26 protein-coding genes and 1 riboswitch are annotated in these 24139 nt (G+C 62.3%); of the genes, 12 read left to right on the top strand and 14 right to left on the bottom strand.

Annotation, left to right across the window (positions count from 1 at the left end; genetic code table 11):
- Window positions 1–14 precede the first annotated feature (14 nt).
- The 3 genes from J0A91_RS20850 to J0A91_RS20840 form a co-directional block, all read right to left on the bottom strand.
- On the bottom strand, window positions 15–1193 hold the full coding sequence (locus J0A91_RS20850) for an MFS transporter (RefSeq protein WP_169833197.1): 1179 nt from the start codon (window positions 1191–1193) through the stop codon (window positions 15–17).
- Between the two features lie 44 nt (window positions 1194–1237).
- Window positions 1238–1720 carry a helix-turn-helix domain-containing protein gene (locus J0A91_RS20845; protein ID WP_240502108.1) on the bottom strand — a complete coding sequence of 161 codons (483 nt, stop codon included), beginning with the start codon at window positions 1718–1720 and terminating at the stop codon, window positions 1238–1240.
- A 79-nt stretch (window positions 1721–1799) separates the two neighbouring features.
- On the bottom strand, window positions 1800–2726 hold the full coding sequence (locus tag J0A91_RS20840) for a LysR substrate-binding domain-containing protein (RefSeq protein WP_069206507.1): 927 nt from the start codon (window positions 2724–2726) through the stop codon (window positions 1800–1802).
- A 169-nt stretch (window positions 2727–2895) separates the two neighbouring features.
- On the opposite strand from J0A91_RS20840, the gene J0A91_RS20835 reads away from it, so the two are divergent.
- From J0A91_RS20835 to J0A91_RS20825, 3 genes are read left to right on the top strand one after another with little or no spacing between them, the layout of a single operon-like run.
- Window positions 2896–3441: a sugar ABC transporter gene (locus J0A91_RS20835; RefSeq protein ID WP_069207532.1), complete on the top strand. Its 546-nt coding sequence runs from the start codon at window positions 2896–2898 to the stop codon at window positions 3439–3441.
- 6 nt (window positions 3442–3447) lie between these two features.
- Window positions 3448–3774: a hypothetical protein gene (locus J0A91_RS20830; protein WP_069206506.1), complete on the top strand. Its 327-nt coding sequence runs from the start codon at window positions 3448–3450 to the stop codon at window positions 3772–3774.
- Window positions 3775–3794: 20 nt separating this feature from the next.
- The gene (locus tag J0A91_RS20825; protein WP_069206505.1) at window positions 3795–4634 is read left to right on the top strand and encodes an MBL fold metallo-hydrolase; all 840 of its coding nucleotides are present in this window, start codon (window positions 3795–3797) and stop codon (window positions 4632–4634) included.
- A gap of 338 nt (window positions 4635–4972) precedes the next feature.
- Here J0A91_RS20825 and J0A91_RS20820 read toward each other — a convergent pair whose 3' ends face one another.
- Window positions 4973–5896 carry a LysR family transcriptional regulator gene (locus J0A91_RS20820; RefSeq protein ID WP_206364947.1) on the bottom strand — a complete coding sequence of 308 codons (924 nt, stop codon included), beginning with the start codon at window positions 5894–5896 and terminating at the stop codon, window positions 4973–4975.
- Between the two features lie 133 nt (window positions 5897–6029).
- On the opposite strand from J0A91_RS20820, the gene J0A91_RS20815 reads away from it, so the two are divergent.
- Entirely contained in the window at window positions 6030–6767 is a 738-nt protein-coding gene (locus J0A91_RS20815; protein ID WP_069206502.1) for an SDR family oxidoreductase, read from the top strand.
- Window positions 6768–6915: 148 nt separating this feature from the next.
- Here J0A91_RS20815 and J0A91_RS20810 read toward each other — a convergent pair whose 3' ends face one another.
- On the bottom strand, window positions 6916–7764 hold the full coding sequence (locus J0A91_RS20810) for a LysR family transcriptional regulator (RefSeq protein ID WP_069207531.1): 849 nt from the start codon (window positions 7762–7764) through the stop codon (window positions 6916–6918).
- Between the two features lie 104 nt (window positions 7765–7868).
- Here J0A91_RS20810 and J0A91_RS20805 point away from each other — a divergent pair, with 104 nt between their 5' ends.
- Window positions 7869–8261, top strand: coding sequence for a tautomerase family protein (locus tag J0A91_RS20805; protein WP_069206501.1), 393 nt, complete (start codon window positions 7869–7871; stop codon window positions 8259–8261).
- A gap of 87 nt (window positions 8262–8348) precedes the next feature.
- On the top strand, window positions 8349–8636 hold the full coding sequence (locus J0A91_RS20800; protein WP_169833196.1) for a hypothetical protein: 288 nt from the start codon (window positions 8349–8351) through the stop codon (window positions 8634–8636).
- A gap of 67 nt (window positions 8637–8703) precedes the next feature.
- Here the strand turns inward: J0A91_RS20800 and J0A91_RS20795 are convergent, their stop codons facing one another.
- From J0A91_RS20795 to J0A91_RS20780, 4 genes are all read right to left on the bottom strand, one after another.
- Complete coding sequence (locus tag J0A91_RS20795) at window positions 8704–9384, bottom strand: helix-turn-helix domain-containing protein (protein ID WP_276204617.1); 681 nt, start codon at window positions 9382–9384, stop codon at window positions 8704–8706.
- 118 nt (window positions 9385–9502) lie between these two features.
- A complete protein-coding gene (istB, locus tag J0A91_RS20790; RefSeq protein WP_069206440.1) occupies window positions 9503–10243 on the bottom strand; it encodes an IS21-like element helper ATPase IstB in 741 nt (246 codons plus the stop codon).
- Between the two features lie 11 nt (window positions 10244–10254).
- Window positions 10255–11787, bottom strand: a complete 1533-nt coding sequence (gene istA, locus J0A91_RS20785) for an IS21 family transposase (protein WP_083224994.1) — start codon at window positions 11785–11787, stop codon at window positions 10255–10257.
- 162 nt (window positions 11788–11949) lie between these two features.
- A complete protein-coding gene (locus J0A91_RS20780; protein ID WP_069206498.1) occupies window positions 11950–12264 on the bottom strand; it encodes a hypothetical protein in 315 nt (104 codons plus the stop codon).
- Window positions 12265–12407: 143 nt separating this feature from the next.
- On the opposite strand from J0A91_RS20780, the gene J0A91_RS20775 reads away from it, so the two are divergent.
- Window positions 12408–13319, top strand: a complete 912-nt coding sequence (locus J0A91_RS20775; RefSeq protein ID WP_083224829.1) for a DMT family transporter — start codon at window positions 12408–12410, stop codon at window positions 13317–13319.
- Between the two features lie 265 nt (window positions 13320–13584).
- Here the strand turns inward: J0A91_RS20775 and J0A91_RS20770 are convergent, their stop codons facing one another.
- Window positions 13585–14448, bottom strand: a complete 864-nt coding sequence (locus tag J0A91_RS20770) for a LysR family transcriptional regulator (protein ID WP_169833195.1) — start codon at window positions 14446–14448, stop codon at window positions 13585–13587.
- 100 nt (window positions 14449–14548) lie between these two features.
- Here J0A91_RS20770 and J0A91_RS20765 point away from each other — a divergent pair, with 100 nt between their 5' ends.
- The 4 genes from J0A91_RS20765 to J0A91_RS20750 all read left to right on the top strand — a co-directional run bounded on the left by J0A91_RS20765 (window position 14549) and on the right by J0A91_RS20750 (window position 17960).
- Entirely contained in the window at window positions 14549–15010 is a 462-nt protein-coding gene (locus tag J0A91_RS20765) for a cupin domain-containing protein (RefSeq protein WP_169833194.1), read from the top strand.
- Window positions 15011–15180: 170 nt separating this feature from the next.
- On the top strand, window positions 15181–16062 hold the full coding sequence (locus J0A91_RS20760) for a hypothetical protein (protein ID WP_150127012.1): 882 nt from the start codon (window positions 15181–15183) through the stop codon (window positions 16060–16062).
- 155 nt (window positions 16063–16217) lie between these two features.
- Window positions 16218–17030 (top strand): hypothetical protein, encoded by an 813-nt coding sequence (locus tag J0A91_RS20755; protein ID WP_069206495.1) that lies wholly within the window; start codon window positions 16218–16220, stop codon window positions 17028–17030.
- Window positions 17031–17083: 53 nt separating this feature from the next.
- Window positions 17084–17189: riboswitch (SAM-I-IV-variant riboswitch) on the top strand.
- A 36-nt stretch (window positions 17190–17225) separates the two neighbouring features.
- Window positions 17226–17960: a metallophosphoesterase family protein gene (locus J0A91_RS20750; RefSeq protein ID WP_069206494.1), complete on the top strand. Its 735-nt coding sequence runs from the start codon at window positions 17226–17228 to the stop codon at window positions 17958–17960.
- Between the two features lie 165 nt (window positions 17961–18125).
- On the opposite strand, the gene J0A91_RS20745 is transcribed toward J0A91_RS20750, so the two are convergent.
- The 4 genes from J0A91_RS20745 to J0A91_RS20730 form a co-directional block, all read right to left on the bottom strand.
- Entirely contained in the window at window positions 18126–18596 is a 471-nt protein-coding gene (locus J0A91_RS20745; RefSeq protein WP_069206493.1) for a universal stress protein, read from the bottom strand.
- 106 nt (window positions 18597–18702) lie between these two features.
- On the bottom strand, window positions 18703–20274 hold the full coding sequence (locus J0A91_RS20740; protein ID WP_069206492.1) for an efflux transporter outer membrane subunit: 1572 nt from the start codon (window positions 20272–20274) through the stop codon (window positions 18703–18705).
- A complete protein-coding gene (locus J0A91_RS20735) occupies window positions 20274–21356 on the bottom strand; it encodes an HlyD family secretion protein (protein ID WP_206364946.1) in 1083 nt (360 codons plus the stop codon). Before J0A91_RS20735 ends, J0A91_RS20740 begins: the two co-directional genes overlap by 1 nt.
- Window positions 21356–22918 (bottom strand): MFS transporter, encoded by a 1563-nt coding sequence (locus J0A91_RS20730; RefSeq protein WP_206364945.1) that lies wholly within the window; start codon window positions 22916–22918, stop codon window positions 21356–21358. Before J0A91_RS20730 ends, J0A91_RS20735 begins: the two co-directional genes overlap by 1 nt.
- Before the next feature lie 297 nt (window positions 22919–23215).
- Between J0A91_RS20730 and J0A91_RS20725 the strand changes: the two genes are divergently transcribed.
- Window positions 23216–24133 carry a LysR family transcriptional regulator gene (locus J0A91_RS20725; protein ID WP_069206490.1) on the top strand — a complete coding sequence of 306 codons (918 nt, stop codon included), beginning with the start codon at window positions 23216–23218 and terminating at the stop codon, window positions 24131–24133.
- Window positions 24134–24139: the final 6 nt, after the last annotated feature.

Raw genomic sequence — 24139 nt, 5'->3', positions numbered from 1 at the left:
CTTGGCCGGGGCGGTCACGTCCGATCGGCATGCGGCCGATGTAGGCAATAGGCGCCGACAATCATAGCGAGCAGCACCAGCACGATCGACGCGACGAACGGGCCCAACGCTGACCATGACCCTATCCCTACCGATGTTGCGCCGAGCGGAGGACCCACGAGTGCGCCCAGTGCGCCAAGCTGGGTCAACAGACCCTGAGCGGCGGCGATACGCGGGTCGGCCGCGTCATGGCCGCCGCTGAAGCCGGGCAACCAGGCGAAGATCACAGCGCGCGCCATGCCGGCGAGCAGCAGCATTGCCCCTGCCGATAAAGCGACAAGGATCGGGCAGTTCGCTCGGAAGATCATTAGAGACAATCCGGACGCGAGCACCAGTGCTGCGGCGACGAGCAGGAGCAGGCGCCTGGTTCTCGTGGCAAGCAGGCGTATGGCGGCCAGAGCTAGCAACGAGCCGGGAAGCGCCGACAAAGCAGTAGCTCCAGCGATCACGCTGCCCTCGGCTATATCGAGACCATACCGGTCGTGAAGGAAGGCGGGCATGAGCCCTGTCACGGCGCATAGAGACAAGGTATAGCACCCAAAACCAATGCTCAGCAGCCATGCGGGGAGCGCCGGCAATGCGGCGCGCCCCGGCGCGGGTGCTGAGGCTGGGATGGTCGTGAGCAACGCGAGGAGCGCGAGCTCGGCAAAGGCCCAAAACAGCATGGCCATGGTGGTGCCCAACGCTGTCGCGAGGAGGCCGGTCACGATGCTTCCCAGCCCCGAGCCAACGGGAATGAATGTGCTCCAGAGCACCATAGCGCCCTCTCGCTCGCGACCCGGGCTGGTCGTGGCCACGATCATCGTCGGCGCTGCGACAACGACCAGCAGATAGGCGAGGCCCTCCACGCTTCGCGCCGCGAACAGGATCGGAGTGGTTCTCGCCGTCGCCTCAATGACCGTGGCGATGACCAGAAGAAACAGACCACTCAAAAGAGCTCGGTCTATGCCGTGGCGAGGGAGTGCCCTGCCTGCGACAAAGCCGAAGGCCGCGCCGCCCACCTCAAGAAGCGAAATGAGCAGTCCGAGGGAAGGCAGGTCGAGACCGAAGCGGGCCTGCAGCGCCGGGGCAAGCGCGCTGAACTTGCCGAGCTGGGCTGCGGCCAGCACGCCACAAAGCCAGAGCAGCACGGTTCTGATGCGAGGGTGAGGCATGGCGTCTCCCTTCGCCTGACACCCTTCGCGGCGCCACGAATAGTTTATGCGATGTCGCTCACCGCCATCGTGAGACGGCCGATCCGGCCGTCCGCCAACGGAATGCTCTCCCATTCCATCCAACCAGCGCCGATGACGATGGTCGCGCTGGCGTTCGGTCCGGTGTGAAAGCGTAAGCTCTGAAAGGGCCGGTCAAACCAGCCGCGTTCGGCCAGTCCATCTTCTGCTGCTATGATCTCCGGGCTGGCATAACGCCATAGTGATGTCCCGATGTAGCTGCCCGCATCTGCTCGCCAACTCTGCGCCCGTGCCGGTGACACGGCAAGGAGACGATGGGTCGCATCGCAGATAAGGTGGATGCGAAGCGACGAGGTTTCGATCAGTCGTTTGAGCGCAGCGTCGCCTGTGGTGTCTACCCGGGCGGCGATCAATGCCTCGATCCGTGCCCGCATGGGTGCATCGGGAGCGTGCGTCCCGCTTTCCCAGCGCGAGATGCTGCCCTGGGAGACCCCGAGGAGCTCTGCCATATGGCTTTGCTTGATGCCTTGCAGGCGTCGGAAACGATGGAGGCCGCGACCGATCCTCGCTGTATGTGCGTCAAGAGGATTAGTCATGTTTGGAGTGTCGCAATGGTTGCAGATTTCTCGAAGGTGGCGTGGCTTCCGAAAGCAGCCAATCAGCGAAGGCCTGGATCGGAGCATTACTTAATTGGATCGGCTCTGGGAGGATCAGGCTGAACGTCTTGGAGATGGATTGGCCCTCGGGCCATGGCGCGACCAGGCGGCCTTCAGTTAGTTCCCTCTCGATGTAGAGCCGCGGCACGAGCGCGACTCCCAATCCTGCCAGTGCAGCCTCGATCAGCATGATATGAAGGTCAAAATATGGGCCGGCCGCGGGATTGGTCAGAGTGACGCCCGCTTCCTTTGCATAAAGCTGCCAAGCATCTGGGTTCTGCCGCCGATGAAGACGGGGCAGGTCGTCGAGCGTGGCTGAATCCGGCCTGCTGCCCAGAAGCGACGGGCAGCAAACAGGCAACAGCGTTTCGTGCAGCAGTCGGTGGGTCTTCATTCCAGTCCATGCGGGGTGCTCGAAATGGATCGCGGCATCGAAGCCGCTGCCAGTGAGCACGAACGGCTCCAAACGCTCTGCAAGATGCACGGTGATGTTGGGGTGTCGCTCCTGAAAGCTCACAAGGCGGGGGATGAGCCATCGCGCGGCAAAAGTCGGGATCGTAGCGATTTCGATGCTGGCACCATCATTGGGCTGCCCCATCATATACTGGCTGTCACGCTCCAGTCGGTCGAGGGACTCGCGAATCCGGGCGGCGTACCGCTCCCCGTTCGGCATAACCCTGACTCGATTACCGACCCGCTCGAACAATGTCACGCCGAGAAAGGCCTCTAGCCGTCCGATCTGGCGGCTGATCGCGCCTTCGGTCAAGGCCAGTTCGTCGGCCGCGCGCGCAAAGCTGCCATGACGTGCGGCCGCCTCGAACGCCATGAGTGCGGAATTGCTCGGAATCTTACGACGCATCTATGGTCCTCGGCATGCACGAGCGGCAAGGTGGTGGCTGCCAGCTTTACATTAGATCAGTGAAGCTTGACCCAAATTCGCTTTTCTCGCCTTCTCTAGCCCCATAGCATGATCGAATATCAACATGAAAAAGGTTGGTTGCGCCGCGCGGCCAGCCGGAGGCGATAAGATGATCTATACCGTCGAATGCAGCTTTGCTGACCCTCACAGCGAAGCGGAATGGAATGATTTTTACAGCCTGGACAAGTTGCCGGCGCTGATTTCGGTCGCCGGCTTCCGCACCTCGCAGCGTTTCAAAGCGTTGCGTGACGGTTCCCCCGTCTACCTTGCTCTCCATTCCATCGACGGCCTCGATGTTCTGACCGGCAAGGATTATCGCCAGAAAGGTGGCGGCAACTTTGCGCGCTGGCAGCAACACATCACCGACTGGCATCGGAACTTGTACGACGGTATCGAACGCGCCCCGACCGTCGGCGCAAACGAATATCTCGTCCTATCTGCCAAAGGCCCTGAGCGCTTGCGCGGACTGGGCCTGATACCCTCCGCGATGACGGCGGTCGCCATGGAGAAGGTGCCGGTGCATCGCTGGCTCGCGACAGGGGCGCGGAGTCTGATCGGGAATATCGGGAACGTGCCGGAGGACGTTCACGTCTATGCTCCGATGACGCCGCAACTGACGAGCGGTGATACCGTCGGCGCCGTACGCGCACGGTGAACACTGATGCCAAATGTCACCTTCTATATTTCCCAGGGCAACATGCCGGCGGATGAGGCGCTCGTGGCATTGACGGAATACTGCGCGGGGCTCTGCACGACTATCCTCCAGGCAGCCCCGAAGAATGTACACATAGTTCACATAGCTGTTCGGCCCGGCCGAGGGCATCTGGTCTTCGTCGAGATCCGGTACCGCCGCGAACCTCACCGGACAGCAGCGGTGATGGACCGGTTCATGAAAGAACTGGAGGACGCCGTCCGGGGTAGCATCGGCCTGGCCGCCCGTATCCGCTGCTTCGGCTATGATGCGTCAAACATTTACGCACGAAACTGAACCGGCCTGAAGGACGAATCATGATGACGACCAGATTTCCGAGCCAAAGTATTGGCGACCTGTCCATCACCGCCATCAGTGACGGCTATCTTCACGCCGGCTTTGAGCTCCTCTCGAAGATCGATCCCGATGAAGCCTGTCGAATTCAGACAAAAGCTGGAATGACCGATCCGATGGCGATCCACATCAATTGTTACCTGGTGCACGGAGGCGGCCGTACGGTGCTGATCGATGCCGGTGCGGGCGGTTTCAAGCAATGGGGTGGCCGCTTGAAGGATAATCTCCTGTTGGCAGGCATCGAGCCTGCCGCGATCGATGCCATTCTGCTGACGCACGCCCATCCCGACCATGTCGGTGGACTGATCGATGATACAGGCAAAGCGGCATTCCCGAACGCTGAACTCATCGCTCATCGGCTGGAGCTCATGTTCTGGGAGGATGACGGGAACCTGAGCCGGGCTACGGAGCGTGCGCGTGGGAACTTCCTGTTCGCTCGTCAGGCCTTTGCTACCTATCGTGACAGATTGCGCACCTTTGACACCGGCGAGGTGCTACCCGGCATGACGGCGGTTCCGCTTCCTGGTCATACGGCCGGACACACCGGTTATCGCCTTGAATCCGATGGGCAAAACTTGTTGGTATGGGGCGACCTTGTCCACTTCCCGGAGATCCAGATACCTCGTCCGGACGTGTCGATTGCCTTTGATCAGGATTCTCACCTCGCTGCAGACACACGATCAAGATTGCTGGATGTCGTCAGCACGGAGGGGCTTCGGATCGCTGGTATGCATCTTGGTGAACTTGGTTTTGCGCGCATCAAGAAGATTGGTGGGCAGTACCACATCGCCTATACGGGCTAAGCAATGCAGCACTTGAGATGGAGCCAAGTGCGATGGGGTCGGTTGGCGGAGATCTCACAAGCCGCGGCATGAACAATTTCGATTGAGGCGCACCGGATCCCCTCGCTGTGCTCGCCTCCTTCCACGACAACGAATGCCAGGTGCAATCGCTGGCTGGGACTTAGTTCAAGAGCCGTGCTCTCGAGGTGGTCCGTGATCTCGCTGAGGATACCGAAGCTAGAAGAGCCGCTGATGATGCCTTTGAATTGCAGCCGTAATTCGGCCGCCAAGCGGGTCCCGTGAGCCGCTATATGAGCGACTTAAATAGCGGCCCCCAGCCTCGGCAGGTGTTCACCGCCCTATCCGCAGCGATAAGCGGCCAGATCCGCGGCCTTGACATGCAGAGACTCGATCTTGCCGAACTCCTGCGTAAGAAAGTCAATGGTGGCGCGCACGCGGGCAGCAATCAGAGCGCGGTGCGGGTAAAGCAAGACCATTTCTCTTGAGGCTGAGCGCAGCCGGTCCCCCAGAAGGATCCGCAGCCGTCCCTCGCGGATGAGGGGCCAGGCATAATGCAGGCCGACCTGCGCAATCCCCAAGCCATCGGCTGCGGCGATCATCGCCGCTTCCGGATCGGACAGTGTCAAAGCCGCAGGGTGGGGCAGAAACGCCTCGCCCCCGCCATCCTCAATGTCCCAACTTGACGTGCGCCCGCCCAGAAACCGCACCGCGATCAGGCGATGGTCCGCCAGATCTGGCAGGTGTCTGGGTATGCCATGCGCCGCGAGGTAGGTCGGGGAAGCGACGAGAACCATCTGCATCGTATGGATCTTGCGCGCGACCAGAGCAGAATCCTCGATCGTCCCGCCGCGGAGAGCCAGATCAAATCCGCTCCTTACGATGTCGACCTGATGATCGTCGAATTCGATCTCGGGGGTAATGCCGGGATAAAGAGCGATTAGCCGAGGCAGTAGCGGCAACAGGAAATGTCGGCCAAAGCCGTTGCTGGTCGAAATTCTCACCTTTCCCAAGGGCTGGGTGCGCTGGTTGGTCACCACGTCCACGGCGGCGTCGAGCGCATCGATCGCCTCACGGGCCTTAAGAAGGAAAAGCTGGCCCTCCTCGGTCAGCTGCAGGGACCGGGTGGTTCGGTTGATCAGCCGAACGCCCAGTGCAGCTTCAAGGCTGGTGATGCTTTTGCCAACTGCAGCAGGCGACACGCCAAGATGCCGCGCCGCTGCCGCGAATGAGCCTCGATCAGCCGCCTGCACGAAGGACAACATGGCGCGAACGTGTTGGGTAGAATCCATAGGGGCATTGCATACCTCAGGTTATGAGTGACGCAACGATTGAAGATATTATCACCATACCGTCTGCCTGCCACGGTGAGGATCATCACACTGCAAAGGACCTCACATGTCATCTGCCCAACAACCGCAACGCGTCCTCCTCCTCGGCGCAACCAAAGGCATCGGCTTCGCGCTGGCGCGCCGGCTTGGCAGCGGGAGCAACCGTATCACCCTCACTGGCCGCAGCCAGAGCAGCGTTGATGAGGCTCTGTCTCACTTGCATGCCAGCAATCCCGGCGCCGACGTCGACGGTTTTGTCCTTGATCTCAAAGATCACGAAGCCGCGCGCCAAGCCCTTGGTGCGGTCGGACCTGTCGATCATCTGGTCCTATGTGGTAGCTCGGACGCGGCTTGGGGGCCCTTCGAGACGCTGACGGCGAAAGTGCTTGAGGACGCGCTGAGCATGAAGCTGGTCGGCTATCTCAATGCTGTGCAAGGCGTGCTGCCCAATCTTGCGGTCTCGGGCTCGATCACCTTCATCGGCGGTACCGCTGCTCGCGCATCCCTCTCGGGCTCGGCGGGGATTGCGGCGGTCAATGCCGGGTTGGAAGGCGCCATGCGTAGCCTCGCCCGTGAATTGGCGCCGCGTAGGGTCAACGTAGTGTCGCCCGGTATGACCAGCACGGAATTCTGGGACAAAATGGGCGACAGGAAGGCGGAGTATTTCGCATCATTCGCCGCACAGTTGCCGCTGCGCCGCGTCGGGCAGCCGGAGGAGAGCGCCGAGGCCATCGCCTTTGTCATCGCCAACAGCTATGTGACTGGCTCTGTGATAGATGTGGATGGTGGTTGGCACCTTGGCTGACCCGATGGTCGTACAGGCATAGATTGACCGAAAAGGGGTAACCGGTTAGCGATTATCCTTTTTCGGGACTGAGCGAGCCCGTGTCGCGAGATTGCCACTCGAATACGTCTGGACGAATGATCTGCCGCCCCTGCCTGGGTGAGACTGCTTAAAGCGCAGTAGATCGCATCGCAGCCACCAATGTCCGAAGAGCGCTGCGGGCATTGTTGTCGGTGGTGTTGACGTACAGCACCACGTCTCCGCTGGGCAGGGGCGGTAGGCCAAGCGAGGGCCCAATGTCGATCGTGCCAGCAGGTGCCACCCGGCGCGAGAGTGCAGCCACCGCCAGACCTGCCGAGACGGCTGCGCCAATCGTTGCAACGCCACCACCAACAAAGACTTCCGTCCAGGCGATCCCGCGAGCATCGAGAAGTGCGGTCGCAGTGGTGCGGACGCTGCAGGTTTCCGACTGCGCCGCGAGACGGAGCGGATCGCCAGGTCGGTGCTCGAAGTCCGGGGCCGCCATCCAGCCGAAGGTCTCCTCGAGAATGGTCTCGCCGTCCCGACGGTCTTCGTTCCGAAGCACCAGGGCGGCATCGAGGACGCCGCTATCGAACTGATCCAGGACATCGCGTGAGGTAGCAACCTGGAGTTCCAGAACGACCTGTGGTTCGACGCGCCCCAGTCGCTTGAGAAGAGCCGGCAGCTCCGCACCGACGACATGGTGACTGATACCGACGATCAGACGCCGCTGCTCGACGGTGAAGGAGTTGATGGCCCTCTGATGCGCCTCGAGCAGGGCGCGGGCGGGTTCGAGAAAGGCTCCGCCGTCAGCTGAAAGGCGCACCAGCCGTGGCGTACGTTCGAAAAGCCGGCGGCCGAGCTGGGTCTCGAGCTTCTTGATCTTGATGCTGACGACCGACTGCGTCGTCTCCATCACTTCCGCCGCGCGGGTAAAGCTCTTGAGGTCCGCGACGAGCAGGAACGCCTGAACGGCGTCGGTATCCAGCGGCCTCATCTGCATTCATTGTCAATCGCAATCATTGAAATAGCCATACATGCAGTTCTGGAATGATCAAGCGGTTGGTACGGTCGCTAAGGTATCAATGAGGAGATCCGACCATGCCACTCGTCCATGTTTCCCTGCGGCGCGGGAAACCTGCCCCCTACCGCAAGGCCATATTGAACGGCATCTATGAAGCGCTCCGGGAAACGTTTGACGTTCCCGAGGATGATCGTTTCCTCGCGTTGAGCGAGCACTCGGCCGACGATTTTGTATACGGTGCTCATTACCTTGGCGTAGCCCGAAGCGACGACTTGCTGCTGGTTCAGATCACGGTGACGAACAAGCGAACAATCGAACAGAAGAAAGCGCTTTACCGCCAAATCGTTGCCAATCTCGCGGATGATCCCGGCGTGCGGCCAGAGGATGTTTTTATCAACCTTGTCGAGGTCAAGGCGGAGAACTGGTCACTGGGCAATGGCCTGGCCCAGTATGCTGATCCAATCTCGTAGTGCGGCGGGAATTGTGCAGCTATCTTGCAACGCGTGAAACCGCCGACGATAGGCTGTCAGGCTTCGGGCCCGCCTTCGCCCAAACGCGTGACACATGAACTCGACAGATCAGGGCGCGCGGGCCCGCGCGCCCTGTTCCATGGAGATATGGCTGCAGAACCTGCCGCAGCAAGACTCCTCTACGCCGGTGCGATTGGCTATTCCCGAGAGCAGGAGCGACAGAAGACCTCCGAGCATCAGGAGGGCAACGTTGCATCCCAATGCTACGCTGAAAGCTTGGCAATAGGCCGCAAGTTCGTGACTGTTGCTGAGGAGGGAGAAGAAAACACCGCCTACAATCGCAACTCCGAGCGCAGCCCCGATCTGGAAGGTTGAGAACATAATGCCCGATGCCAGTCCGGCGTGCCGCTGATCAATACTGCCGAGCACAGTCGCGATGGACCTACGCTGCGACGCTCGAGAACTGTTTACGATAGGCCGTCGGGCTCGTGCCCATCCTCGCGCGAAAATGGTGCCGTAAGGTTTCCGCAGAGCCGAAGCCGCTGCCCTGGGCGACCAATTCTATCGAAATGCCGGTCGTCTCCAGGAGCGACCTGGCTCGTTCAAGTCTGAGGCCGAGCAGCCATTCCCCTGGCGTCGTGCCCGTCGTGTCGTGGAACCGACGAAGAAAAGTTCGCCGGCTCATGCGGGCTTCGGCAGCCAGCGCGTCGATATTGATGTCGGTGTCGATCCGAGCTCGCAGAGTATCGAGCAACGGAGCCAGAGCGGCGTTCTCTCGGACAGGCAGTGGCTGATGGACGAACTGGGCCTGGCCGCCCTGCCTGTGTGGTGGGACGACCATTCTTTGGGCGACGCGATTTGCTGCGGTCGGCCCAAAGTCCCGCCGGATCAGGTGCAGGCAAACATCCAGCCCGGCCGCGCAGCCAGCGGATGTCAGAACATCATCCTCATCGACGTACAGGACGGAGGGCTCGACATGGATGGCGGGGTAGCTGGCCGAAAAGAACTCGGCATGTTGCCAGTGGGTGGTCGCGCGACGGCCGTCCAGCAAGCCGGCGGCGGCTAACACGAAGCTGCCGGTGCAGATTGACACAAAGCGGCAGCCGCGCTGCTGAGTGCGGATTCCGACGATGCCGCCCGTCTATTCCGAGATGATCGCGCCCAGCGTTCCGGGATGATCGCGCCCACCTGAAGGGTCGTTTGGTCGACAGTGTGTGGTTGGCATTTTTGGCGGTGGAACGTCAACCTGCGGCGGTCGGCTTTGACCGGCGCAAGGAGTCGCCGGTGAGTTCGATACGGTGGGCATTGTGAAGGAGCCGATCCAGGATCGCGTCGGCGTAGGTGGCGTCACCGATGGCGCGGTGCCAGGACGCGATGTCGAGCTGGCTGGTGACGATGGTGGATTTACGTCCGTAGCGGTCCTCGAGGATTTCGAGGAGATCGTGGCGGGCCTGAGCGTCGAGCGGCTGAAGTCCCCAGTCGTCCAGGATCAGGAGCTCGACCTGGCCAAGGCTCTTGAGCTTGCGCGCGATGCGACCATCGCCGCGCGACAGCGCCAGGTCGTCAAGCAGGCGCGGGAACCGGGTATAGAGGACCGAACGATTGTCGCGGCAGGCCTTGTGGCCGATCGCACAGGCAAGCCAGCTCTTGCCGATCCCGGTCGGGCCGCACAGCGCTAGATTGTCGTGTGCGTCGATCCAGTCGCCCTTCAGCAGCTTTTCAACGAGCCGGCGGTCCAGCCCACGCGCGCTACGATAATCGATGTCCTCGGGGGCGGCATTGTGCCGGAGCCTGGCGTGGCGCAGCCGCGCGCCGAGCCGCTTGTCGTGGCGATGGACGATCTCTCGGTCGAGCAGCAGACCGAGCCATTCGGCGTGCGCGAGTTGCGGCGTATCGCCGTGCTTGCCGAGTTCGCCGAACGCTTTGGCCATTCCGTACAGGCCAAGGGCATGGAGTTGGTCGAGAGTAGGATGGGTCAGCACGACAGGTCTCCTCAGTGGTAGTAGCTGGAACCGCGGATGTTGGGATGGTCGATGCCCGCTTCGTCCGGCGCGCGGGGCTCGTGCAGCGGCTGGCCGTCGAGCTTCTTCTCGAGGATGGATTTCACCGATCCGTAATTGCGCACGCCGATCTCGAGTGCGCGTAGCGCCGCGGCATCGAGGCGGGCGGCGCCGTAGGCTCGTGCCAGCCGCAAGATCCCCAGGCACGACCGATACCCCTGTTCGGGATGCGGGCGATCCTGGAGGATCATCTCGCACAGCAGTTTCACCGAAGGGCCAAGCCCCGCCGCCTCCGCGACGATCCGCTCGATCGTCCAGTCCGCGTAGCGCCGGTGGCTTGAGGGCATGTGATCGTTGATCGTGGTGTGGCGGCCATTGCCGGAGCCGCGCATGTGCGCCGCGATCCGTTCGCCAGCAGCGAAGATCTCGATGGTTCGTGCCGTCAGCCGCACCTCGACCGCCGCACGGACGTGGCGATAGGGCACCGAGTAGAAGTGCTTCTCGACCTCGACATGATAATCGAGCCCGACCCGGGCTCGGCGCCACTGCGCCAGAACATAGGCCGTCGCCGGCAGCGACTTCAGGTGTGGTGCGTCGATCTCTTCGAACAGCTGGCGGCGCGTCCGCCCGAACCGCCGCAACACACGCTCGTCATTGAGGCGCGCGAGCAGGTCGGCGATCGCGGCATTCAATTCGCCCAGCCCATACCAGACCCGGTGGCGAAGCCGCCCCAGCAGCCACCGCTCGATGATGCCGACGCAGGCCTCGACCTTCGCTTTATCGCGCGGGCGATACGGCCGCGCCGGCAGCACAGCGGTGTCGTAATGCGCCGCGAGTTCGGCATAGCTGCGGTTGACCTGCGGATCGTACAGGCACGCCTTGATCACCGCGACTTTGGCGTTGTCAGGCACCAGCAGGCGAGCGGCACCGCCAAAGAACGCGAACGCCCGCACGTGCGCGTCGCTCCAGTCCTGCAGCGTCTCGCTCCACGTCGCGAACGCGAACGACAGGCTTGATGCCGCCATCACCGCCACGAAGATGTGCGCGTCGCGGATTTCCCCGGTCAGCCGGTCCACCACCACCGGCACCGTGTCGCCGGCATAATCGACGAACATCCGGTCGCCGCCGATGTGGTTCTGCCGCATCGTCACCGGCAGTCGAGCTTCCCAGCCGCGATACAGTTCGCAGAACCGACTGTAGCGATAGCCGTCGGGATGAAGCTCGATATACTCGTCCCAAAGCACCTGCAGCGTCACGTGCTTGCGCTTGAGCTCTCGGTTCACTGCCGCCCAGTCAGGCTCCGCGCGCCGTCGATGACCCTGCTTCGACCCCGCCGGACCATACAGACGGCTCTCCAGCGCCGTATCGTTCAACCCCGGTGGCAGCGGCCATTCCATGCCCGACGCATCGAACCGACGCACCGTCTCCCGCACCGTCGAGGCCGCCACGCCGAGCTGGCGGGCAACCGCACGGGCCGGCATGTCCGCGTCACGGATCAGCCTCAATATCTCGCGTACACGACGCATGCTCAGTCTCTCCGTCGGCATCGGACCTCCCCAAAAGGAGCGATCCTCGACGACCGAAACTGACCTTCCAAACACCGCACCGGGTGGGCGGCATCATTCCGGAATGATGGGCGGCATCATCTCGGAACGGTGGGCGGCATCAAATCGGAATGCCGGGCGACATCATCTCGGAATGATGGGCGCGATCACCCCGGAATCCGCATGCTGAGCGCTTCTCAAAGCCTTAACGAGCGTGGCCGGAACCTGCTCGCTTACGGCGCGCCAGCCAGGAACTAGGATCGTCTCGGCTTTGTCCAGAAGTTCAAGCCCTCCGTCGATCGCCAGCTGCAAGCCGCCGCCCGAACGAAGGTGCGGCCCGTCTGCGGACGCGACGGCCACATTGTACCACCGGTCCTCCCATCCCGATGGAGGCGTCCCTAATGTCTCGAGGGCTGTACTGAATTCAAAAAGGCACAGCCCATCATAGGTCAGGATCACAAGCGAAGGTCTGGAAGTAGGCGACGAGTTTGGCATGATATTAACGATACATGTCATTGGTGCCGATGGCCACTGCGGTTAGTCCGCGCAACAATGCCGCTTCCTATCACGCGCTGGACCATCACGATGTGCGAACTTCATGAATGCAGGGCCGCGTCGGGCCATCGCTGCTCAGTTTTCATTGGGGCGGTCGCGTGATCGCGGTCGCCATGCTGATGGGCCTGCTCGCCGCGCTGGGCTGGGGGGCTGCTGACTACCTGGCGGGCAGTACCGCAAAATTGGTCGGCATTCGCAGGACCGCACTGTTTACGCAGTCGGCGGGGTGGCTGGCCGTCTCGCTTCTCCTTCTGGCGATGCCGGCGCTGCGGGAAAAGGCCCTTGCGGCATCTTATACGGGATGGCTGTACGGTGCGCTGGCGGTGGCGTTCAACCTCGCAGGCTCGGTCTCTTTGCTCCGGGCCTTTTCGATCGGCCACGCTTCGCTCGTTGCACCGCTGATCACCAGTTATGCCGCTGTGACCGCATTTCTCGGCGTGGCGATCAGTGGCGATCGGATGAGCGGTTTTCGTCTGGCCGGAATTCTCGTTTGCCTGATCGGAGCGCCGCTGGCGGCGGTTGCTCCAAAGCGTCAGGACGAGCGGGGAGACGCGGGAGTCGGTTACGCGCTTCTGACAGCTTTCTGCTTCGGCATCGGCTTCTGGGTGCAGGGCAAGTTCGCTGTTCCTGCGATCGGAGTGACACCCATGCTCTGGCTATTCTTCAGCATAGGGATCCTGGCGCTTGCGCCGACACTTGTGTTGCATGGGGAAGCGATCTTTCCCAGTCGGGACGCGCTGCGTCTCCTCCTGCTCCAAAGTGTGTGCAACCTCGTGGGCTATGGGACTTTCGCGATCGGCATGGCGACAGGAGCAGTCACGATCGTCACCGTCTTGAGCACTTTCGCTGCGGCAATAACCGCAGTTTTTGGCCTCGCCCTCCGACGCGAGAGGCTGTCTCGTGCGCAAGCCGTCGGCGTGTCCGCAATTCTGATCGGCGCGGTTCTTCTGGCCGTCTAGGTCTTAAACGAAGCACGCGGGCTCTCGGCCAGCGACGCTTCTCCTCAAGCTGGTGAAGATCAGCGGCGTGGGCTCTCTATAGCCCGCGCTCAGGATGAAAACGAGTGGCCGGTTAGTGCTGACAGCTTTCGCGATTATTCGGGGAAGTTGGTCGTCGCCCGGTGTCATAACGGAACGGAAGAGACCGGATGGCTCAGCTGGGTTCTACAGCTCTTCGTACGAGCGGAGCTAGGTCTCATCCCACCGTCGCAGCAGCGCCTCATGCTCAACGGAAATGCGTGCACAGGTAGTCCGCGAGCGCGCGCACTCTCGGAACCATGTCCGCTCGATTGGGAAAGGTCAGATTGAGCCTGGTCGGGTGAAGCGCTATTTGCGGCAACAGGAGTGCAGCCTGTCCGCTCGAAACTGCCTCCTGGCATATGCCCTGCGGCAACAGGGCGACGCCAAAGCCCGTCAGCATCAGATCCCGGGCCATGCTGTGGCTGTCGACCTCAATAGAGACGGAAGGAAGAGAGGCGCCCCCCAGGACATGCTTTTCCAGATAGGCGCGCAAAGTCGGCGCCGGTGAAATGAAATTTCGGACATCGCGGACTTTATCCGGCCGCGCATTCCGCTCCAGCCACGGTGTGCCCGCATAAAAACCCCATTCGATATCGAGCAAGCGGCGTTCGATCGCGGTCTGGGCCGGGCTGGCGCCGACTCTGATCGCAATGTCGATGTTGTCCTGCACAAGGTCCAGTACCGCATTCGTTGAGAGGATTTGGAAGCGAACCGCCGGATGCGCCTCGCTAAAGCTGGTGATCGCGCTTGCCAGGAGGGAGGTTGGAAAATCCGCCGGAATGGTCAGTCGGATCAGACCGCTGAGGGTATCATCCCTCGCTTGCACGTCATCAAAGACCTGGACCAGATCGTCCACCGCGCCCGATGCCTTTGCATAGAGCCGCTGTCCCTCGTCCGTGAGGGCAAGCGAGCGGGTCGAGCGCTTGAGCAATCGAACCCCTAACGCCTCTTCCAGCATCTTGACCTGAAGACTGACCGTCGAGCGCGGCATCTGTGTGTGCCGCGCTGCCGCGGTAAACCCGCCTGCACGCACCACTTCGACAAAGGTCTGGATCAGATCGAGCTTCATCATTGTCCAGAATGATAGATAATGTTCGCAGATTTTGCCAGATAATCGCATGCCTTTTGAGCGGCTATGGAGGGCGTCGATCTTAGGAGACTACATCATCATGGACACCATGCCGCATCTTGCCGCGCCCTCCAGCGGGGTACTTTTCTCGAACGCCATCGCCCGCTTTTCAGGAATCGAGGCCGAAATCTTGCTGGGCGGCGAGGCTGCCCCCTTCACGGTGATGGCGATGACGGTTCAACAGGAACAGGGCGCGCCGGCGCACATCTCATTTGAGGAGGACAAGGTCTTCTGCGTCAGCGAAGGGCGGTTGCTCTTCCTGATTGACGAGCAGAAGGTTGAGGTGAGAGCGGGAGACCGGCTCTTCGTTGCCAAGGGCGCCACGCATGGCTTTTCAGCATTGGGAGGGGTGGCGCGTATGATGCTCGTATCCACACCCGCACGCCATGACCGCTTTTTCCAAGCCATGGACGCACTGCCGGTACCGCATGATCTCAAAGACGTGCAGGCGGTCTGTGAAAGGTTCGGCCAGGCCATCGTCGGCCCGGTCGTGGCTGTTTAACGTCAGCACGCGAGGAGTGATGACGCGCGCTGCCCTTGGGCAGAGCAGGCAAGACCGGCTCCCCGCGACACGCGATCAGACCGCGGGGGGGCGAGTTTAGCTTTGCGCCATGGATATAAAAAACAGGTTCCTCGTGCCGTTCTAGGAGAAAGTGAAATCAGGAAAACGCAGTGACTTCAATCCCTGGCCTGTCCACCGCGAGCATCACGCGCGTGTCCGCAACGCTGGCCAAAGTCGCGCTTGTCGATAATACAACTGGTGCGGAAGCGACCGATCAGACGCTCGCGATCAACGTCCAGCCCGTTTCAACGACCCCGCCCGACATCTCCGATGCGGCACCGATGAAGCAGTTCCGGGCGATCGCGCAGATTGGTCAGGATACACAGGCGCTGACCGGGTCAGTCACGTCGGCCTTCAAATCGATCCTCGCCCAACGTCCCGATCTCGCCAACGCCCAGTTTGACTTCGTCTCGGACGACGGCAAGCTCAAGGTCGTTTCCAGCGACCTCAGCGACAGTGATCGCAAGTGGCTGGAGGGACAGCTCAACGCCAACGGCGTGCTGGTCAATCAGGTCCAGCAGTTCAATGCCGACATGGTGTCTGCCTATGACGGGGCGCCTCAGGTCGTCTCCAACGGAACCTCACTTCGCGACACCGGCCTTCAGTATAGGAATGTCGCCAGCGCGATCGACGGATCCGTCAAACTTCTCAGCATGATCCAGCAGGTGGCGAACAAGGCAGGGCAGACGGGCTGGTTCAACGATGCGACCTACACCGACGCGCAGGGTGGCGCGATCGATCTGGCTAACGCGCGGACGAACTCGCTCGCCGGCATGATCGACACTGCCCGCCAGTTAGACGCGCTGATCAGCGGCACGATCGTCACTCACCTTGGAAACGGCCAGACCGCCTATGGTGTGATCAACCCTGGCATATTCCTTGAGGCCGCACCTACAGCAGCAGCCGGTCTCGCCTCGACGCTGGTGCCGTCGACCGGGAGATCAGACCAGCCGACGGGGACGAAGGGCCAATTGGTCGATCGCCTCGTTTAAGGTAGTGGAGACCGGCCAGAACCTCCACCAATCGGCTCGGCGGCAGATCAGAAGCGCAGCCTGTTAGCCTCCTAGGGGCACGCAGATTCGAATTCCCGGCTTTTCGAATTTGGCTAAATTGCTTGCCACCAGAGACAGGCGAACGAGTGATCCCGATGGATTGGAACAAAGCAGCACGATATTTTGCGACGAGCTGGCTGATGGCGATATCCCTCGGCAACCCAGGGGCGACTGCAGTTGCCGCCGGGTCGGTCAAGACGATCGTCTCAATGGATCTCTCGAAGCCATTCGCATCACGCTCACCTTGGCGCCTCACCGCCACGCAGGGTCCTGATACAAGTGACACGCCGTCCGCCGAAGAAACCGAGCCCGGCGCGATTACGCTGTGCCTTAGCAAGGATGGCGGTCGCACCTGCCAACCGCGCCTCGATACGTTGCTGCTCGTGCCTGGTGATGGCGCGCCAGATACGTTCAGTCAGCCCCATTATCTCGGCACGCCGACGCTGCTGCGCCCGACGAAGGATGTGCTCTTGCTGCGCGTCGATGTCGGCAGCCTCCACGGTGGCAACGGCGATCAGCGCCGTGCGATGGCGCTGATCGGCTACGATCGTGCGCGAGACAGCTTGGTGATTGCTTCTCAAAAGGCGACGTCAAGGAACAACAATCAGGAAATCCGCTACATGACGCAGGGTCCGTTGCGGGGCGCTGTGATCTCGGCCGAACCCACAGCGAATGCGCCGTTTGGCTATTGGATCACGGTCAATCGCCTGATCGGCCAAACCTACCAGCAGGTGCTGCACTATCGTAGTGCGACTCGGTACGGAGATGGCAATCCGCTGGCCGTCATCGACGCCGAGATGCCGAACATTCAACAGCACCTCGGGCTATGGCGCTCCGGTCAGTCCCTGCCAATCCCCGAGAAGGGCTGCGCCAAACCTCACATGGTCAAGGGCGCACTGTGGTGCTGACCATCGCATCCCAGGTCGGTCCTTGTCAGTACCGGGTTAGCGTCATAGGAGTAGCGCAGCATCAAGAGTTGGGGCGACGCCCAACGCCAACCTGCCGTCCGGGCAAGGTGGCACTCCCCGTGGGAGGATGTGGCCGAACCGGCAACGAAACGGAGCGAGCCATAAAGCGTCACCCGGCAAATTGAAGGGGACGACATGAAAATCGCAGCGATATCTGACATTCACGGCAATCTTGCCGCTCTCGACGCGGTGCTAAGCGATATACAGAAGATTGGCGTCGATCAGGTGGTGAACCTTGGGGACATCTGCTCCGGAAGCCTGTTTCCGCGCGAGACTGCGGAGCGGCTCATCCCGATGGGATTGCCCACTGTCCGGGGAAATCACGAAAGACAGGTTTTAACGTTGAGCGTTGAGCAGATGGGTCCGTCGGATCGCTACGCGGCTGAAACCTTGACCCCGGCTCATCTGGAATGGTTCGATAGTCTGCCCTCTACGATCCGGCTCAATGACGAAGTTCTGCTCGTTCATGGCACGCCCGATAGCGACCTGACCTATTTTCTGGAGACTGTCGGCCCTGAGGGGCTACGCCGAGCAACACGTGCCGAAATCAGGGATCGCGCAGGGACCGTCGATGCCCGCGTCATCCTTTGTGGCCATACGCATCTGGCGCGGGTCGAAACGTTGGATGATGGCCGACTGATCGTAAATCCCGGGAGCGTGGGTCTGCCCGCTTACGATGATGATCGTCCCTATCCTCATGTGGTCGAGGCGGAATCGCCGCACGCGCGGTATGCGATTGTGTCGAACGATGGTCGAGGCTGGTCAGCAGAAATCCGTCGCGTCGAATATGATTGGGAACAGGCCGCACGTGTCGCCGAGACGAATGGCCGCCACGAATGGGCGAGGGCCCTGAGAACGGGACGCACCTGAAGGGTGTCCTCCCACTCCAAATCAGAACGGGAGGGGGCGGTCCAAAGTTCATCCAGGCCGGGCCGATCAGCCGCTGCGGTCGTTCAAGAGTTCCGACGCCGCAATAACCCTGGGAGGTGCTTGCCGCGATCTCTCAAGATCCCACCAACCCTTTCATACATCCTTTCAAGCCGAGGTCGATGCTGGTTTGGCGGGTACGACCAAGACGGGCAAAGGCGATTTTTCGAGCAGTTCGTGGCACACCGAACGCTCGGTGAGCCTGCCGAGCCAGGACAGATGCCTGTGTCCGAGGACGATCGCGTCGCAGCCAAGCTTATGTGCCGCTTCAAGTAACATCGCCACCGGCTCGCCGGGGACGACGGAACCAGAGGCATCCACTGCTCTCGCGCGGAGGTCCGAAACCGTTTGCCGCACCATGTTGTCCGCGCGCTCACGCTCGATCGCGGCGGCTGGATAATCGATTTCATCGACCTGGGTCGGCCGCGCGCCATCGGGTTCGTCGAGGAAGTACGCGGCATCAACCGCACACACGATATGCAGGGCCGCATCGAAATGGCGTGCCAGATCGGCCGCCACCCCTACGACGTTTTCGGAACTCTCGGTCCCATCAATGCCGACAAGGATTGTTTTGAACATCTGATTTCTACCTTCCTTTGCGGTTGTCAGGCCGCTCGTGTGCGTGCGCGCGACGGGAAAAGCTGAAATATCGGGGACCGTGGACACTTGAGGTCGGGATGAACACTCAGGAACCTGTCCCGGCGCCGGTCCTGATCGGTTGAGATCGCACTGGGGCATCGGGAAAGGTCCGTTCCCAGCCGCCGCCGAGCGCCTTGAGAAGTACGACAAGATTGGCCGCCGACTGGCCGTGGCTTTCGGCAAGGTCATTTTCCGCGCTCAGCAAGGCGCGCTGAACCGATAATATGTTGAGAAAATCGACAGCGCCTTCGCGGTAGCGGCGCTGGGCGACGGAGAGCGCCAATCTGTTTTGCCGGACTGCTTCGCCCAGGCGATCGCTCCTGCGCTGCTCGGCGTCATAGGCGGTCAAAGCATCGTCGATTTCGTGCCACGCCTTCAGCACGGTTTGCTGGAAACGGATCGCGGCCTCCTGTTGCTCCGCCTTGCGCAATTCCAGCGCGCCCTTGAGCCTGCCGCCCTGAAAGAAGGGAAGCGAGATGGAGGGACCGACGATGAACTGGTGGGAGGCCCAGCTGCCGAAATTGGATAAAGCCAGCGACTGCGTTCCGAAACTGCCGGTGAGCGAGATGCTGGGATAAAAATCGGCCTTTGCCACGCCGATTTCGGCGGTGGCGCGGTGCAGCGCCGCCTCGGCCTGGCGAATATCGGGCCGCCGCCGCGCAAGCTCGGACGGCAGGCCAACGGGGACACGCTCGGGAAGGGCGGGGAGATCGCCATTGTCGCCCAACTCGCCGGCGAGCGCGCCTGGCTGCTCGGCCAAGAGCAGGCTCAGCGCGTTGATCAGAGCATCCTGCCGCGCGTTGAGCGTGGGCAGGCGCGCTTCGATGGTGGCAAGCTGCGCCTCGGCGTCGGCGACGTCGAGGCTGGTGGTGACGCCCTGCTCGAGCCGGAGACGGGTGAGCTTTACGCTGTCGCGGGCGTCGTCGAGGTTGTGGCGCGTGATGGCCAACAATGCCTGGGTCGTACGCAACTCGACATAGTCGCGCGCCAGCTCGGCCTGCGCCGACAACAGGATAGCTCGCCGGTCCTCCAGTGTTTCCTGCAGGGCGGCGTTGGCGGCCTCAACACCCCGCCTTGCGCGGCCCCACAGATCTAGCTCCCAGGACGCATCGATCCCTACCTGCCAAAGGTCATAGGGTGGCGATCCGTCCGAACCGGGAAGGCTGGATACGCCGAACGGGGCTGTACCGTTTGCCGACTGCTGCTGCGAACCTGCCGGGCCGGTGCCCATCAGGGAGAGAATGCCGTTCGGGCTCGCGCGCTCGCGATTGTACGAACCGGCGGCACCGACACTGGGATATGCGCGTGCGCCTGCAATGCGGCGTTGCGCACGACTCTGGAAGAGGCGCGCGGTGGCCGCCTTCACGTCCAGATTGGCGCCCGCGAGACGGCTTTCCAGCAAGGAGAGTTTGGGATCGTTGAACAGAGTCCACCAGTCCGCTGCGATCGGAGAGGCTTCGGGACGGCTGGGGGCGGTGGCGCGGTCTACGGGCGCGAAAGTAGGTGGCGATGCGACTGTGGGCCGGTGAAAGTCAGGCCCGACCATGCAGCCAGAAAGGAGCGTGCCGGCTAGGACCAGGGCTGACGCACCGCGCAGAGCGGGAGCAGACCGGCCCATCAACGTGCCATCCCGATCACTGCTACACTGCCGCGCGCCGTGACATCGACCGTTGGCACGACGGAGAGACCGACATGCAGGCGTGCGGCTGCCGCCTGGCCCGGATCGATGGTCAGCTTGACTGGCAGGCGTTGGACCACCTTGGTGAAATTGCCTGTCGCGTTGTCTGGCGCGATTGGCGCGAGCGCGAGGCCGGTGACTGGCGCGAGGCTGTCCACATGCGCTTTCAGCGTCACGCCGGGCAAACTGTCGACCCGGATCGACGCCGGCTGGCCGAGGCGCATATTGGCAAGCTGGTTCTCCTGGAAATTCGCCACGACATAGACCTTGCCTAGCGGCACGACGGCGAGCAGCGGCGTCCCCGCCTCGACGATGGCGCCCACCCGGATGGTGCGTTGACCGACCATGCCGTCGATGGGCGCGCGGATCTCGGCATAGGACAGGTTGAGCCGGGCCTGATCCAGCGCCGCCTGCGCGCGGCTGAGCGCTCCTGCTGCCTTGGCGCGGCCGGCCTCCAGCACGCCGAGTTGCTGCTGGACGGCGGAAAGTGCCGAGCGATCATGATCGTTGGTCGCGAACCGCTCGGCCAAGCTGCTGTCGGCCTGCTGCTTGTCTTGTGTCGTGCCGGCCCCGCCCGCCGAGAGGTTTCGGTAGCGCACGGCGTTGGCCTGAGCAAAGGCGGTGGCCGCCTGGTCGGCACGCAGTGTGGCCTGTGCCTGTGCCACCAAGGCAGGGTGGCGCGCGATTTCAGCCTCGAAATTGGCGACGTCTGCCTTGGCGACGGCGACTTCGGCCTCAGCGCTGGCCAGTGCGGCGCGATAATCGCGATCGTCGATGCGCGCCAGCAGTTGCCCCGCCTTGACCGGTTGGTTGTCGTCGACGAGCAGGGAAACGATCTGCCCAGCCACTCGGGGCGCCACGATGGTGGCGTCCGCGCGCACATAGGCGTCGTCCGTCGATTGTTTGCCCGAGGGCGTGGCGAGGCGCGTGCCGCCGATCGCCACGCCAGCGATGCACACTGCAGTGGCCGTGAGGAGAACATGCTTTCGGGTCGGGCGATAAGCCATGATCGTCGCTTTCATTAAGGCTTGGCCGGCGCGGCAGGGCGCGGCGGATAGATGCGGGTGGGAAGGATCGGGATAAGGAGGATCAGACCAAAGCCGATCGCCGCCATCATGAGATACAGGTCCGACGATGTCAGGACGATCGCCTGCGTGTGGATGCGCTCGGCCAGTTCGGTGAGCGCTCCCGCCTCGCGGCCATCGGGCTGGCCGAGCGTGCCCAGCCGGTCGACCAGCATCTCCGAATGGTAATGTTCGCGGATCGTGCCGACCCCTTCGACGATGCCGGTACCGAGCGCGGCGGCAAATCCCTTGGTCGTGTTGAACATGGCTGACGCCCAAGGGCCCTCGACCGGTGGCAGGCCGGTGGTGGCGAGCATGAGCAGCGGGATCACGGCCATCGGCTGGCCCATGATCTGGAGCATCTGGAGAAGGTAGAAATTCTCCCGCACCCATTCGGCTGTTACGAAGCTGGCAAGTGCGCATGAGGTCGCGACCATCGCCAATCCGATCGCGAGTACCCAGCGGCAATCGACCCGCTCGATGTTCAGAATCGCGGCGGTCAGCGGCAGGGCGACCAATTGCGGCAGCGCCACGATCAGAGCCAGCGGCGCGGTCTCGAGCGGGCGATAGCCGCGCACTTCGGCGAGATACTCGCTCGGGATCACGATCACGCCGAGGAATACCACGAGCACGCCAGCCAGTGTGATGAGCGAATGGGAGAAATTGCGCCGTGCCAGCATCTGCAACTTGAAGAAGGGCAGGGGATGGCTCCACTCGTTCACGAGGAACAAGAGCAGGAGCATCCCGCCGCCGCCGAGCAGCGCGCAGATCAGTTGGGAATTCAGCCAGTCCAGCCGATCGCCTTGCTCCAGAGCGATCACGAGCATGACGATCGCGGGAAAGCCGGTGAGCAGACCGATCCAGTTGAATGTCTTGAAACGCTCCAGCCGCAGTGGGTCCTGCGGTAGGCCCCAGCCGATCGCGATCACGCTGATCAGACAGAGCGGCACCACCTGCCAGAAGACCATCGGCCAGCCGACATAATCGGTCCACAAGGCCGCAAGTGGCGTGCCCAGGCTGGGACCGAAGGTGGCGGTGAGCGCGTAGCCGGCGAGGCCGTAGATCTTGATGTTGGCGGGCAAGTAACGCAGCGCGACCGTCATCAGCATCGGTGGCAGACTGCCGCCAGCGAGGCCCTGCAAAGTCCGCAGCCCATAAAGCGTGCCGACGTCCGGCGCGAACGGGCACAGGAAGCCAAGGAACGCGAAGACCAGCACCGCGCCGATCGTGAAGCGTCGCAGCGAGAAGGTGACTGAACACCAGGGTGCGAAGGCCATGGCAGCCACGTTGGTCCCCTCGTACAGCGCGGTCGGCCAGGTGCCCTCGTCGTGCCCGATCGACAGCGCGCCGCGGACATCCATCAGCGCGACCTCGGTGACATGCTCGTTCAGGCCCGCCGTCAGCGAGGCGAGGAGGACGCCGACCAGCCCGGTGGCAAGCCGCGGGCCGAAAGCGGGCAGTGCGGGCGGGGTCGGGGCTGGAGTGGGAGCGGCGCTCGCCGCCGCGGCGACCGCGGTCATGGTGCGCATCTTTGGGAAGAGACAGGGTCAGAGGGCATCATCGATCTCGGTGGCCGGCGGAGGACGGATCTGGCGATATCGATGAGAGCGATTCTCAGAAATCGACTGAGGCGCATTCTATCAGTGCGTCTGATGCACTGGTTGTTGGGGGGCGCTTCGCCCATCGTAGCCCCAGCACACCCAATTTTCTGGTGGAAGAAACGGTCAATGCCTCTCGAAGGCTATCGCGATTTGACGCATGGTGAGCCATTGTACTGGATTGGCATTGCGCCTGGCATCATGACTGGACGACCCAGGATGGAGTATCCCGATCTCAATCTGCTGATCGCGCTCGACGCCTTGCTACAGGAGGAGAGCGTCGTTGGAGCCGCGCGGCGCATGGAATTGAGCCCGCCTGCCATGAGCCGGACACTCGCGCGAATCCGTCGAGTGTTTGACGATCCGATCCTGGTGTTGGCCGGGCGTAAGATGGTCCCGACCTCCCGGGCCGAGGCGTTGCGCGATCCTGTCCACAGCCTGGTCAGTCAGGCGCTTGGAATGATGCAGGCCGAGGGCGAAAGCTCGATCCGAAATCTCCTGCGTAGCTTCACGATCCGCGCCAATGACAGTTTCATTGTCGCCTTCGGCCCAGCGCTGGTGCGCCACCTGAGCGATGCAGCGCCCGGCATCTCTGTTCGCTTCACGCCGGAAGTGGGGGAGGATGACGATGCCTTACGAGAGGGGCAGGTCGATCTGTTCATCGGCGCCACGGAAGCGCTGGATCCGGAAGTGCGCGTGCAAGCCTTGCTGAAGACCACGATGGTTGCCGTCGCGTGCGAGGGCCACGCGCTGTTTGGCGATGCGATCACGCCGGAACGCTTCGTTGCCTGTGACCATATCGTGGTCTCACGGCGGGGGCGGCTGAGCGGGCCGATCGATGCAGCGCTATCCCATCTGAACCTACGTCGGCGGGTCGCCCTGACCTCACCCACATTTTCAACGGCGCTCCTGCTGCTGGGCGGCAGTGATCTGGTCCTCCCGTTGCCTGATCTTTACCTTCTGGGCGATCATAGCGTTCCGGCCGGCCTGCGGGCATTTCCGATTCCTCTGGACCTGCCGCCGGTGACGATCCGGCAAGCTTGGCACCCCCGTTTCGAAACAGATTTTGCGCATCGCTGGCTCCGCGAGACGATCCGGGATCTTTGCCTGAAGGCGCGGCCGTTGGCGCAGCTCTGACCCTGA

It is taken from the genome of Sphingomonas panacis, assembly GCF_001717955.1.
GTDB lineage: Bacteria > Pseudomonadota > Alphaproteobacteria > Sphingomonadales > Sphingomonadaceae > Sphingomonas > Sphingomonas panacis.
This window is presented reverse-complemented; position numbering and strand designations above follow the sequence as displayed.

What these genes read in the sequence shown, in the direction of transcription:
- J0A91_RS20850 (WP_169833197.1), bottom strand. Translation starts at nt 1,193, where the DNA reads ATGCCTCACCCTCGCATCAGAACCGTGCTGCTCTGGCTTTGTGGCGTG.
- J0A91_RS20845 (WP_240502108.1), bottom strand. Translation starts at nt 1,720, where the DNA reads ATGGCAGAGCTCCTCGGGGTCTCCCAGGGCAGCATCTCGCGCTGGGAA.
- J0A91_RS20840 (WP_069206507.1), bottom strand. Translation starts at nt 2,726, where the DNA reads ATGCGTCGTAAGATTCCGAGCAATTCCGCACTCATGGCGTTCGAGGCG.
- J0A91_RS20835 (WP_069207532.1), top strand. Translation starts at nt 2,896, where the DNA reads ATGATCTATACCGTCGAATGCAGCTTTGCTGACCCTCACAGCGAAGCG.
- J0A91_RS20830 (WP_069206506.1), top strand. Translation starts at nt 3,448, where the DNA reads ATGCCAAATGTCACCTTCTATATTTCCCAGGGCAACATGCCGGCGGAT.
- J0A91_RS20825 (WP_069206505.1), top strand. Translation starts at nt 3,795, where the DNA reads ATGATGACGACCAGATTTCCGAGCCAAAGTATTGGCGACCTGTCCATC.
- J0A91_RS20820 (WP_206364947.1), bottom strand. Translation starts at nt 5,896, where the DNA reads ATGTTGTCCTTCGTGCAGGCGGCTGATCGAGGCTCATTCGCGGCAGCG.
- J0A91_RS20815 (WP_069206502.1), top strand. Translation starts at nt 6,030, where the DNA reads ATGTCATCTGCCCAACAACCGCAACGCGTCCTCCTCCTCGGCGCAACC.
- J0A91_RS20810 (WP_069207531.1), bottom strand. Translation starts at nt 7,764, where the DNA reads ATGAGGCCGCTGGATACCGACGCCGTTCAGGCGTTCCTGCTCGTCGCG.
- J0A91_RS20805 (WP_069206501.1), top strand. Translation starts at nt 7,869, where the DNA reads ATGCCACTCGTCCATGTTTCCCTGCGGCGCGGGAAACCTGCCCCCTAC.
- istA (WP_083224994.1), bottom strand. Translation starts at nt 11,787, where the DNA reads ATGCGTCGTGTACGCGAGATATTGAGGCTGATCCGTGACGCGGACATG.
- J0A91_RS20775 (WP_083224829.1), top strand. Translation starts at nt 12,408, where the DNA reads ATGCAGGGCCGCGTCGGGCCATCGCTGCTCAGTTTTCATTGGGGCGGT.
- J0A91_RS20770 (WP_169833195.1), bottom strand. Translation starts at nt 14,448, where the DNA reads ATGAAGCTCGATCTGATCCAGACCTTTGTCGAAGTGGTGCGTGCAGGC.
- J0A91_RS20765 (WP_169833194.1), top strand. Translation starts at nt 14,549, where the DNA reads ATGGACACCATGCCGCATCTTGCCGCGCCCTCCAGCGGGGTACTTTTC.
- J0A91_RS20755 (WP_069206495.1), top strand. Translation starts at nt 16,218, where the DNA reads ATGGATTGGAACAAAGCAGCACGATATTTTGCGACGAGCTGGCTGATG.
- J0A91_RS20750 (WP_069206494.1), top strand. Translation starts at nt 17,226, where the DNA reads ATGAAAATCGCAGCGATATCTGACATTCACGGCAATCTTGCCGCTCTC.
- J0A91_RS20745 (WP_069206493.1), bottom strand. Translation starts at nt 18,596, where the DNA reads ATGTTCAAAACAATCCTTGTCGGCATTGATGGGACCGAGAGTTCCGAA.
- J0A91_RS20740 (WP_069206492.1), bottom strand. Translation starts at nt 20,274, where the DNA reads ATGGGCCGGTCTGCTCCCGCTCTGCGCGGTGCGTCAGCCCTGGTCCTA.
- J0A91_RS20735 (WP_206364946.1), bottom strand. Translation starts at nt 21,356, where the DNA reads ATGAAAGCGACGATCATGGCTTATCGCCCGACCCGAAAGCATGTTCTC.
- J0A91_RS20730 (WP_206364945.1), bottom strand. Translation starts at nt 22,918, where the DNA reads ATGACCGCGGTCGCCGCGGCGGCGAGCGCCGCTCCCACTCCAGCCCCG.
- J0A91_RS20725 (WP_069206490.1), top strand. Translation starts at nt 23,216, where the DNA reads ATGGAGTATCCCGATCTCAATCTGCTGATCGCGCTCGACGCCTTGCTA.